8 protein-coding genes and 1 pseudogene are annotated in these 11571 nt (G+C 61.7%); 8 read left to right on the top strand and 1 reads right to left on the bottom strand.

The features are described from left to right. Positions 1–166: 166 nt before the first annotated feature. The 7 genes and pseudogenes from F0169_RS26535 (at position 167) to F0169_RS26505 (ending at position 7113) form a co-directional block, all read left to right on the top strand. Complete coding sequence (locus tag F0169_RS26535; RefSeq protein WP_122249503.1) at positions 167–1186, top strand: LacI family DNA-binding transcriptional regulator; 1020 nt, start codon at positions 167–169, stop codon at positions 1184–1186. Next, entirely contained in the window at positions 1170–2174 is a 1005-nt protein-coding gene (locus tag F0169_RS26530) for an ABC transporter substrate-binding protein (protein WP_152748075.1), read from the top strand. The genes F0169_RS26535 and F0169_RS26530 overlap by 17 nt, the downstream gene beginning before the upstream one ends. Beyond that, positions 2175–2993 (top strand): ABC transporter permease, encoded by an 819-nt coding sequence (locus F0169_RS26525; protein ID WP_058415433.1) that lies wholly within the window; start codon positions 2175–2177, stop codon positions 2991–2993. It abuts the gene before it with no gap. Next, positions 2990–3784, top strand: coding sequence for an ABC transporter permease subunit (locus tag F0169_RS26520; protein ID WP_172979567.1), 795 nt, complete (start codon positions 2990–2992; stop codon positions 3782–3784). Before F0169_RS26525 ends, F0169_RS26520 begins: the two co-directional genes overlap by 4 nt. Next, positions 3781–4812, top strand: a complete 1032-nt coding sequence (locus F0169_RS26515; RefSeq protein ID WP_122249501.1) for an ABC transporter ATP-binding protein — start codon at positions 3781–3783, stop codon at positions 4810–4812. The genes F0169_RS26520 and F0169_RS26515 overlap by 4 nt, the downstream gene beginning before the upstream one ends. A 10-nt stretch (positions 4813–4822) precedes the next feature. Further along, positions 4823–5655, top strand: a pseudogene (locus tag F0169_RS26510) (phosphodiesterase). A gap of 138 nt (positions 5656–5793) precedes the next feature. Next, complete coding sequence (locus F0169_RS26505) at positions 5794–7113, top strand: OprD family porin (protein ID WP_152748074.1); 1320 nt, start codon at positions 5794–5796, stop codon at positions 7111–7113. Between the two features lie 171 nt (positions 7114–7284). Here F0169_RS26505 and F0169_RS26500 read toward each other — a convergent pair whose 3' ends face one another. Further along, the gene (locus tag F0169_RS26500; protein ID WP_152748073.1) at positions 7285–8928 is read right to left on the bottom strand and encodes a sensor domain-containing diguanylate cyclase; all 1644 of its coding nucleotides are present in this window, start codon (positions 8926–8928) and stop codon (positions 7285–7287) included. A 248-nt stretch (positions 8929–9176) separates the two neighbouring features. Here F0169_RS26500 and metE point away from each other — a divergent pair, with 248 nt between their 5' ends. Beyond that, positions 9177–11468: a 5-methyltetrahydropteroyltriglutamate--homocysteine S-methyltransferase gene (metE, locus tag F0169_RS26495; protein ID WP_152748072.1), complete on the top strand. Its 2292-nt coding sequence runs from the start codon at positions 9177–9179 to the stop codon at positions 11466–11468. Positions 11469–11571: the final 103 nt, after the last annotated feature.

The following is an 11571-nucleotide window of genomic DNA, read 5'->3' as shown; positions in this document are numbered from 1 at the left end:
CGGCACATCTGGCACTGACACGCCGCCATCGGGAGCAAGCCCCCTCCCACAGTTTGATCGGTGTACATCAGGTGCGCTGCAATCAAACTGTCATCTGCTTACCACCTTCCTGCCATATTCCGCCGTTACTGTCCTCGCCAATGAGATCGATCTCAAGCGAGTAACAATGACTGATTTAAAAGACGTTGCGCGGCTGGCCGGCGTGTCCCGCGCTACCGCCGCCCGCACTTTTGCTTCCCCCGATCAGGTGCGCCCGGCCACCCGTGAGCAGGTGTTTTGCGCCGCGCGTGAATTGGGCTTTCGGCCGAATTTGCTTGGCCGCCAACTGCGCCTGCAAACCACCCAACTGATCGGCGTGGTGGTGCCCAACCTGCTCAACCCGGTGTTCGCCGAACAGTTCCAGGCCATGGAGCGTGCCGCACGGTTACGCGGTTACAGCCTGTTGCTGGCGACCACCGACTACAGCAGCGAGCGCGAATGCATTGTGGTCGAAGAGCTTCTGCGCCAGCGCGTCGATGGCCTGGTGCTGACGGTCACCGATGCCGAAAGCAACAGCGTACTCAGCAGCCTGAACACCGAGCAAACCCCGTTCGTGCTGGCTTACCACCAACCGAGCAACCCCAACTACAGCGCCGTGTCGGTCGACAACCGCGCCGGTATGGCACTCGCCACGCGTTACTTGCTGGAAGCCGGGCACCGCCGCATCAGCATGGTTGCCGGCCCCGCCTTGCAGTCCGACCGGGCGCGCCTGCGCTACGCAGGTTACTGCGATGCGATGAAAGAATACGGCCTGAAAAGCCGCGCGGTAATCGAAATGCCCGCGCATACCCAGGCCGAATTCGCCGCCATCGCGCCGTACCTCAGTGGCCCCGACGCACCCACTGCGTTGGTGTGTTCCAACGATTTTTTGGCGATCAGCCTGATCGCCGAACTGCGCCGTAACGGCTGGAATGTGCCCGAGCAACTCTCGGTCATGGGCTTTGACGGCATCGCCCTCGGCACCCAGATGCACCCCACGCTCTGCAGCGTGGTGCAGCCCATCGCCTTGCTCGCCAGCACCGTGATTGACCAGTTGCTGGCGCAGATCGCCGGCAACGCTCCGATTTCCCATTGCCTGCCTTGCCACATCCGGCCAGGCGAAAGTACTCAACCCCATGAGGAGACCCTCGATGCGCGCATTCAGTAAAACCCTGGCCGCCGTGCTGCTGTGCGGCGCGGCCAGTTTGGCTCAGGCTGCAGAGACCGCGATTTGCTACAACTGCCCGCCGGATTGGGCCGATTGGGGCGCGCAGCTCAAGGCGATCAGCGCCGACACCGGCGTGCAAGTGCCGCTCGACAACAAGAACTCCGGCCAGTCGCTGGCGCAACTGGTGGCCGAAAAAACCGCACCGGTCGCCGACGTTGTGTACTACGGCGTGACCTTCGGCTTGCAGGCGCAAAAGGCCGGCGTGGTCGAGGGCTACAAGCCCAAGGGTTGGGAGCAGATCCCCGCCGGTTTGAAAGACCCTGACGGCCACTGGTTCGCGATCCACTCCGGCACCTTGGGCATCATGGTCAACGTCGATGCGCTGGGCGGTTTGCCGGTTCCGCAAAGCTGGGCCGACCTGCTCAAGCCTGAATACAAAGGCATGGTCGGTTACCTCGACCCGTCCAGCGCGTTTGTCGGTTACGTCTCGGCGGTGGCGATCAACCGTGCCATGGGCGGCGACCTCGACAACTTCGCCCCGGCCATCGAGTACTTCCAGAAGCTCGCGAAAAACGCGCCCATCGTGCCCAAGCAAACCGCCTATGCGCGGGTGCTTTCCGGCGAGCTGCCGATACTCGTCGACTACGACTTCAACGCCTACCGCGCACGCTACAAAGACGGCGCCAACGTGGCCTTCGTGATCCCCAAGGAGGGCAGCATCAGCGTGCCGTACGTGATGAGCCTGGTGGCCAACGCGCCGCACCGCGCGAATGGCGAAAAGGTGCTGGATTTTGTGCTCTCCGATCAAGGCCAAGCCTTGTGGGCCAAGGCGTATCTGCGCCCGGTGCGCCCGGTTAAAATGCCCGCCGAGGTCGCCGCGCAGTTCTTGCCCGACAGCGATTACGCGCGTGCCGGTGTGGTCGATTATCAAAAAATGGCCGCTGTGCAGGAAGCCTTCGCCGCCCGTTACCTGAACGAGGTCAAGTAAGTGGCCGCATCGGCAAAACACGCAGCCTGGGCCTTGGCCCCGGCGTTTGCAGTGCTGCTCGCGTTCTGGCTATTGCCGTTGGCGCACCTGATCGTACTCGGCACTGAACGTCGCGACAGCCACGGCAGCGGCTATTGGCAGGTACTCAGCAGCGCGCAGTATTTGGGCAGCCTTGGGCAAACCCTGGTACTCGCGCTGGTGGTCACACTCGCGGCGTTATTGGTGGGCGGCATCAGCGGCGTATTCCTCGCGCGCCAACAGTTTTTCGGGCGCTCGGCGCTGGTGGCGTTGCTCACGTTTCCGCTAGCGTTTCCCGGCGTGGTGGTGGGGTTTTTGGTGATCCTGTTGGCCGGGCGTCAGGGCTTGTTTGCGGCACTCGGCCTGCAGTTGGCGGGTGAGCGCTGGATCTTTGCCTACTCGCTGGCGGGGCTGTTTGTCGGCTACCTGTACTTCTCGATTCCGCGGGTAATCCTCACGGTGATGGCCGCGTGCGAAAGCCTCGACCGCAGCCTTGAAGAAGCCGCGCATTCGCTGGGGGCAGGGCACTGGCGCGTGGTCTGCGACGTGATCGTACCGGGCCTGGCGCCGGCGTTGGCATCCTGCGGGGCCATCTGTTTCGCCACCTCGATGGGCGCTTTCGGCACCGCGTTTACCTTGGGCACACGCCTGAATGTGACCCCGGTGGCCATCTATAACGTGTTCACCAACTACGCCAACTTCGCCGTCGCGGCGGCACTCTCGGTGGTGCTCGGCGCGGTGACCTGGGCCGTGTTGTTGCTGACCCGGCGCCTGGTGAAAAACGCGGGGACAGTCCTGTGAAGCGCTCATCGCTGTTTGTGCTGCAACTGCTGTTTACCTTGCTGGTGTGCGCCTTCATGTTGGTGCCGGTGCTGATGTCATTGCTTGCCGGGCTGACGCGCAACTTCTTCGTCGGTGTGTCCAGCGGCTTGACCTTCGACTGGTTGCTTCAAGTGTGGCAGGCCTATTCGCCGACCGTTTGGCTGTCGCTGCAACTGGCCGTGGCGTGCGCGGTGTGCGTGTGTGTGGTCGGCGTGCCGGCGGCCTACGCCCTGGTGCGCATGAACAACCGCTTCAGTCGCGCCTTCGAGGAATTGATGGTGCTGCCGGTGGCGATGCCGGGCCTGGCCAGCGCCTTGGCATTGCTGCTGACCTACGGCCAGTTCGGCACGTTTCGCAGCAGTTGGTTATTCATCCTGGTCGGCCATGTGCTGTTCACCTTGCCGTTTCTGGTACGCCCGGTCATGGCGGTGATGCAGCGCCAGCAACTGCCGCTGTTGGAAGAGGCGGCGGCCAGCCTTGGTGCGGGGCCAATCAAACGCTTTTTCAGCGTGGTGGTACCAAACTGCCGCGCGGGCATTCTGGCCGGCGTGTTGATGGTGGTCACCCTGAGCCTGGGTGAATTCAACCTGACCTGGATGCTCCACACGCCCATGACCAAAACGCTGCCCGTGGGTCTGGCCGACAGCTACGCCTCGGCGCGGCTGGAAATTGCCAGCGCCTACACCCTTATCTTTTTGCTGATGATCGTGCCGCTGCTGATTGCGTTGCAGGCCATCAGCGCCCGTTTGTCCCGTGGAGAGCGTCGATGACCGCTATCACTATCCGCCTGCAAGGCTGTCGCAAGGCATTCGCCGACGGCACCGTGGCCGTGCATGACCTGAACTTGACCGTGGAGGGCGGTGAAACCCTGGCGATTCTTGGCCCGTCCGGTTGTGGCAAAACCACCACCTTGCGCCTGATTGCGGGGCTGGAACGCCCGGATGTCGGCCAGGTATTTTTTGGCGACCAGGACGTGACGCGCCTGCCCATTGAGCGCCGCGACGTGGGCATGGTGTTCCAGAATTACGCGCTGTTTCCCAACCTGGATGTGGCTGGCAACATCGTCTATGGCTTGAAGGTTCGCGGTGTGGCGGCGCAGGAGCGCAACCGGCGCTGCGACGAATTACTCGAACTGGTAGGCCTGCGCAATCACGCCAAGCGCAGCATTCATGAGCTGTCGGGCGGCCAACGTCAACGCGTGGCACTCGCGCGTGCCCTGGCGCCGCGCCCCAAAGTGCTGTTGCTGGATGAACCACTCGCGGCGCTGGATGCGCAACTGCGCGAGCGCCTGCGCAGCGAGCTGGATCAACTGTTGCGCAGCCTCGGTATTACTGCAGTGTTTGTGACCCATGACCAGGGCGAAGCCATGGCGCTGGGCGACCGCATTCTGGTGATGGAGCAGGGGCGTGTCGCGCAACTGGCCAGCCCGCGGCAAATCTACCAGCAACCGGCTAACGCGTTCGTGGCAGGTTTTGTCGGCAACCTGAATGCCTTCGCGGTGCTTGAGCGCACTGCGCATGGCCTTAAAGTCTGCGGCGGCGAACTGCCGTGGCACGCGTTTGAGCAGCCCGCCACCGTGTACTGCCGCCCCGAACACTTGCGCGTGATGGAAGGCGAGGGGCACTTGCACGGCCACCTGCTGGCGCAGTTTTTTCAGGGCGCGCAAAGCCGCTTGCTGGTGGACGTGGGCGGCCCGCAACCGCTGCTGGTGGACAGCAGCGACAACCACTTTTACGCCGTCGGCGCGCCGATTGCCTTGGCCATCGCGCCGCACATGTTGTTTACCCTGAATGCGTGAGACTTTGCTTGTGAACCGTCCATTTCTAGTTGCGCAGATCAGCGACCTGCACCTCAAAGCCGGCAACCGCCTGACCTATGGCGTGGTCGATACGTTGGGCGCGCTGCGCCGCGCGTCGACCACTTGAACGCGAGTCACCCACGCCCCGACATCGTGGTGATCAGCGGCGACCTGGTGGATTTTGGCCGCGCTGATGAATACGCCGTGCTGCACCCCGAACTCGCGCGCCTGCACATGCCGTGCTATCTGGTGCCCGGCAACCACGATTCGCGCGCGCCGTTGCTGGCGGCGTTTGCCGATCACGCTTACTTGCCGGCATCGGCAGACGGCCCGCTGGATTGGGTGGTGGACGATTATCCGCTGCGCCTGATCGGCCTCGACTCGACCATTCCCGGTGGCCACGGCGGGCAGTTGTTGCACAGCCAGTTGCAGTGGCTCGACCAACAGTTGGCGCTGCGCCCCGAGGCACCGACGTTGCTGGTGCTGCATCACCCGCCGTTTATCAGCGGCATCGGGCACATGGACCAGGAACCGTTTATCAACGCCGACGCGTTTGAGCACGTTGTCGCCCGCCACCCGCAAGTGGAACGCCTGCTCTGTGGGCATTTGCACCGGCCACTGCAGCGGCGTTTTGGCGGCAGTTTCAGTTGCGTATGCCCCGGCACCTCGCACCAGATTGTGCTCGACCTGCAAGACGCTGCACCCGCGCATTTCAACCTGGAACCGGCGGGTTATTTGTTGCACCGCTGGGATGCGCAACACGGTTTGATCAGCCACAACGGGGTGTTCGGAGAATACCCGGGACCGTATCCGTTTTATGACGCTCATGGATTGATTGACTGAAGTTTTACGGAGGTTCACTTCGCCCAACCAAGTACTTGAACGTTAGTTAACGCGCCGGCCAACTTAACGATGGCCGTGTGCTTCCTGCTGCCTGTTTTATGCGCCCGGAACTTGGATTCCGCGCCGGAGTTCGTCCTGATGAAAGCTACTTTGACTGTGTTAAGCGTACTGACTGGCGGCGTGGGCATTGCCCTGAGCCCCTTGGCCTCGGCTGATTTTTTAAGCGACAGCAAAGCCAATTTGAACATGCGCAATTTCTACTTCAATAACGACAACCGCGATGGCGCCGCTGCGCCGTCCAAGACCGAAGAGTGGGGCCAGGCGTTTATCCTCAACTACCAATCGGGTTTTACCGACGGCACGGTTGGCGTTGGCCTCGACGCCATCGGCATGCTCGGCGTGAACCTCGACAGCGGCACCGGCCGCCATGTCGGCAGTTCGATGATCCCCACCGACGATGGCAAGGCAGCGGACAGTTGGGCACGTGCAGGGGCGACGGCCAAGGCACGTTTCGCCAAAACCGAAGCACGTTACGGCTACCTGCGCCCAAACCTGCCGATTCTGGTGAGCAACGATGGCCGGCTGTTGCCGCAGTCGTTTGAAGGCGCGCAAGTCACCAGTAAAGACATCGACAACCTGACCCTGGTCGGCGGCCAATTGCAGCACACCACCGGGCGTGGCTCCAGCGACCGCAGCGGCCTGGCAGCGGCGGGCGGCACCCAGGAAAGCAACACATTCAACTACGCCGGCGCCGACTATCAAGTGAACAAGGACCTGATGGTCCAGTACTACTATGCCAACCTCGAAGACTATTACACGCAGCACTTTGCCGGCTTGATCCATGTATTACCGTTGGGCGACTACGGTTCATTAAAAACCGATTTGCGTTACTTCAAAACTACTTCTGACGGCAAAAACAGCAGCGTCGCCGGCCGCGCCGAAGGTTATAAGTTGGGCGGTTATACCAAGAACGGTAATGGCGAAATCGACAACAACACCTGGAGCGCCGCGTTCATTTACTCGCTGGGGCCGCACGCGATTACTGCCGGTTACCAGCAAGTCTCGGACGACAGCAACTTCGCCCAACTCAACCAGGGCGGCCTGGTCAACAAAGGCGAGGGCGGTGCCAGCCTGTACCTCTACACCGACCGCACCGTGCAAACATTCATCCAGGCCGGTGAACGCACGGCCTTCGCGCAATACGCCTACGACTTTGTCGCACTCGGCCTGCCGGGCCTGAAAGCGTCGGTGATGTACTTGAAGGGCGACCATATCCTCACCACCGCCGGCAACAATGCCAGCGAATGGGAGCGCGATATTTCGCTGGATTACGTGGTGCAAAGCGGCACGTTCAAGAACCTTGGTTTCGGCTGGCGCAACGGCGTGTCACGCAGCGAAGTGGCACGCGACCAGGACCAGAATCGGCTGTTCGTGAGTTACTCGATTCCGTTGATGTAAAAGCTCGGCGCGCTTTTGTGGGAGCGATCAACTTATCAATCAGGCACACCGAGGTGACTGCATCGCGAGCAAGCCCGCTCCCACAGTTGAGCAGGTTTGGCTTGGGGAGCTGGGGCTGCGCAGCGGCCCCAGCGCCAGGCACCGTGGCGCGCCAGGCAAAACCAGGGCGGCTCACGCCACTCGGTTGCGACCCGTACCCTTGGCTTCATACAACTGCAAATCCGCACGCTTGAGCAGCGCCAGTGAATCCCGATCCGACGGCGTGGCCACGCCCACACCAATGCTCACGGTGACGTGGCCCACGCTTGGGAAGATTGCCGCCGCGACTGCCGCGCGGATCTTCTCGGCAACCACGTCGGGGCTGTCCGGCGCTTCGACTTCGGGCAATAACACGGCAAATTCTTCACCGCCATAACGCGCGACGAAGTCGGTGGCGCGGGTGGCGCTTTCGATCACGGCGGCGAGTTGGCACAGCACGTCATCACCGACGGCGTGGCCGTAGGTGTCGTTGACGCGCTTGAAGTAGTCGGCGTCGATCAGCAGCAGCGCGAAGGTGCGGCCGGTGCGCTGGAACAGCAGGCTGTACTCGGCGAGTTTTTCGTCGAAGCGACGACGGTTGTACACGCCGGTCAGCGCGTCGTGAGTCGCCAGGCTCAAGAGGTCGGCGTTGGCTTGCGTCAGGTCGGCAGTGCGTTGCGCCACGGTGGCTTCCAGAGACGCGTTGGCCTCCTGCAACTCGCGCTCCTTGTTGAGCAACGATTGGGTCATGCTACTGATGGACTGGCCCAGTTGGGCGATTTCGAGCACCGCATGCTGTTGCGCGAACACGGCGCCGGGCTTCTGCTCCTGCACCTGTTTGGCGGATTTGGCTAGCTGCTCGATAGGTCGGCTCAAAGTCGACGCCAGGTAGTACGCGACGAGGGCGAACACGATGGCGGCGAGCATGCCCAACACCAACAATTTGTACAGCAGCTCGCGTGCCGGGTGCAGCGCTATTGCCAGCGGCTGGCGCACCACGATGTACCACGACAGGTTGGCGTTGGAGGGGCTCGGCAGCGCGACCGCAGCAGTGACGTAGCCATCGCCGGTGCTCCAGCCCGACGGTGCGCGCAGGTTAATCTGCGGCATTTGCTCGCCCGCGAGCAGCTCGGGGTAAAGCACCTTGCCGTCGGCGTCGATGATCAGTGCTTCAAGTTTGAGTGCAGGGTTCTTTTGCATCACCGCCGAATCGACGATCTGAGTCACCCAGCGCCAGTGCGCGTGGGCACCGAGTACACCAATCGTCTCGCCCTTGGCATTGCGAATCGGCGCGGCAAAGTCGATAAAGCGCAACGGCTCGTCATTGCTGACACTCGGCAGCAGCTTGGCGAGCAACACCGCTTCATGTGGATCGCCGGTGTACTCGTTGCGCATGCCGGCCTGAAACCAGGGCCGCTGTTGCACCGATTGGTTGACCAGCATGCCATTGACTGCCTGGCGCACACGGCCGTCGGCGTCGGCCACGCCCATCCACGCATATTCGGCGCGCGATTGGGTGCGCAGCTCCATCAACGTCAGGATGTCCGGCGCATCCAGGTCGCCTTGGCGAAACCGCGGTGCCTTGCTCAGCAGCGACACTTCAAGCTGACGCTCACGCAACTCCACGGCCAATAACGCCGCGCTGGAGCGCGCGGTGCTGAGCAATGCGTTACCGCTGGCTTGCTTAACCTGCTCAGTGGCGATATGCCCGATGTAAAAGCCCACGATCAACAATGTCAGTAATGATAAACCGGCAAACCAGAGGGTCAGGTGGGTACGCAGGCTGGCTTTGATCATGGGTCACTGTCTAGGGCAGTTGAGTCTTTGCATGGTAGGCGCTATGGCAGGCAAAGTGCTAGCAGTGGCAATCACAAACGTTCAAGAATCGGCTTGATTGCGCTCAGTAGACTTGGCCGACTTCTTCTACTGCAGGTCGCTACAACATGAAAAAAACTCGCGGTCATCTAGAATAAAATGAGTTTGTTTCACTATCGTCGCTTGCAGACAATGGCCGTCATCAAATATCGGCATTGGAGTTGTAAGTCATGGCAGTCGCTCATTCCCTCGGATTTCCGCGCATTGGACGCGATCGTGAACTGAAAAAAGCGCAGGAAGCGTTTTGGAAGGGTGAGCTCGACGAAGCCGGCCTGCGCGCCGTTGGCCGTGACCTGCGCAAAGCGCACTGGGCGCTGCAACAGCAAGCGGGCATCGAACTGCTGCCCGCCGGCGATTTTGCGTGGTACGACCAGGTGCTGACGCACTCGCTGATGTTCGGTGTGGTGCCTGAACGTTTCCGCCCAGCGGATGGCAAGGCCACGTTGCACACCCTGTTCGGCATGGCGCGTGGCGTCAGCGACAGCTGCTGCGGCGGTGCTCATGCGCAGGAAATGACCAAGTGGTTCGACACCAACTACCACTACCTGGTGCCTGAGTTCAGCGCCGACCAGCACTTCCACTTGGGCTGGGATCAACTCTTCGAAGAGGTGCAAGAAGCCCGCGACCTCGGCCACACCGTCAAGCCGGTGGTGATCGGCCCGCTGACCTACCTGTGGCTGGGCAAGGCCAAGGGCGGCGACTTTGACAAGCTCGACCTGCTCGACCGCTTGCTGCCGCTGTACGGCCAGATCTTCCAGCGCTTGGCGGAGCTGGGCGTTGAGTGGGTGCAGATCGACGAGCCGATCCTCGCGCTGGACCTGCCGCAAGCCTGGAAAAACGCGTTTGAGCGTGCCTATAACCAGATCCAGCGTGACCCGCTGAAAAAACTCGTGGCCACCTACTTCGGCGGCCTCGAAGAAAACCTCGGCTTGGCCGCCAACCTGCCGGTGGATGGCCTGCACATCGACCTGGTGCGTGCGCCGGAGCAGTACCCGACCATTCTTGACCGCCTGCCGGCGTACAAAGTGTTGTCGTTGGGCGTGGTCAACGGGCGCAACGTTTGGCGCTGCGACCTGGAAAACGCCCTGGCCACGCTGCAACACGCGCATCAAAAGTTGGGTGAGCGCCTGTGGGTTGCGCCGTCCTGTTCGCTGCTGCACAGCCCGGTAGACCTGGGCCGTGAAGACTCGCTGGACGCCGAGCTGAAAAGCTGGCTGGCGTTTGCCGTACAGAAGTGCGAAGAAGTGGCGCTACTGGCCAAGGCCGTGGGCCAGCCCGATGCGCCTGAGGTACGTGCGGCGCTGGCGCAAAGCCGCGCCGTGCACGTCGCGCGCGCCGCTTCGCCACGTATCCACAAGCCTGCGGTGCAAGCCCGCGTGGCGGCGATCAGCGCCGAGCATAGCCAACGCCAATCGCCGTTTGCGCAACGTATCCAGAAGCAGCGCGCCGGCCTTAAGTTGCCGCTGTTCCCGACCACCACCATCGGCTCGTTCCCGCAAACCGCGTCGATTCGTCTGGCGCGCCAATCGTACAAGGCCGGCAAGTTGAGTCAGGCCGACTACGTCGACGCCATGCACAGCGAGATCAAACACGCCGTCGAAGTGCAGGAAAACCTCGGCTTGGACGTGTTGGTACACGGTGAAGCCGAGCGCAACGACATGGTTGAGTACTTCGCCGAGCAACTCGACGGCTATGTATTCACCCGCTTCGGCTGGGTGCAGAGCTACGGTTCACGGTGCGTGAAACCGGCGGTGATTTTTGGTGACCTGAGCCGCCCGCAGGCCATGACTGTGGCGTGGACGCGCTACGCCCAAGGCCTCACGCACAAGGTGATGAAGGGCATGTTGACCGGCCCGGTAACGATGCTGATGTGGTCGTTCCCGCGTGAAGACGTAAGCCGTGAAGTGCAGGCCCGCCAGTTGGCCTTGGCGATTCGTGACGAGGTGCTTGACCTGGAAGCGGCGGGCATCAAGATCGTGCAGATCGACGAAGCGGCTTTTCGCGAAGGCTTGCCGCTGCGCCAGGCGCAGTGGCAGCACTACCTGAATTGGGCCACCGAAGTGTTTCGCTTGTGCGCCTCGGGTGTGCGCGATGAAACCCAGATTCATACGCACATGTGCTACAGCGAGTTTAACGATGTGATCGAGTCCATCGCGGCGATGGACGCCGATGTGATTACCATCGAAACCTCGCGTTCGGACATGCAGTTGCTGGAGGCGTTTGAGGTGTTTGCTTACCCGAATGATATTGGGCCAGGGGTGTATGACATTCACTCGCCACGGGTGCCCGAGGTTTCGCAGATGGTGAACTTGCTGCGCAAGGCGGTTAAGCGGATTCCGGCGGAGCGGTTGTGGGTGAACCCGGATTGCGGGTTGAAAACCCGGGGTTGGTTGGAGACTGAAGCGGCGTTGGTTCACATGGTGGCGGCGGCGCGTCAGTTGCGGGCTGAAGTGGCTGAGTAGATTGAGCGGTTGAAACAGACCAAAGGCGGCTTTTGCATACACAGCAGATGCGCTTCTGCTGTTTGTGGGAGCGGGCTTGCTCGCGATAGCAGTTTTACAGTTG

The sequence above is a fragment of the Pseudomonas kitaguniensis genome (assembly GCF_009296165.1).
Taxonomy (GTDB): Bacteria; Pseudomonadota; Gammaproteobacteria; order Pseudomonadales; family Pseudomonadaceae; genus Aquipseudomonas; species Aquipseudomonas kitaguniensis.
The sequence above is the reverse complement of the archived record's forward strand: the minus strand, read 5'-3'. Positions and strand labels throughout refer to the sequence as shown.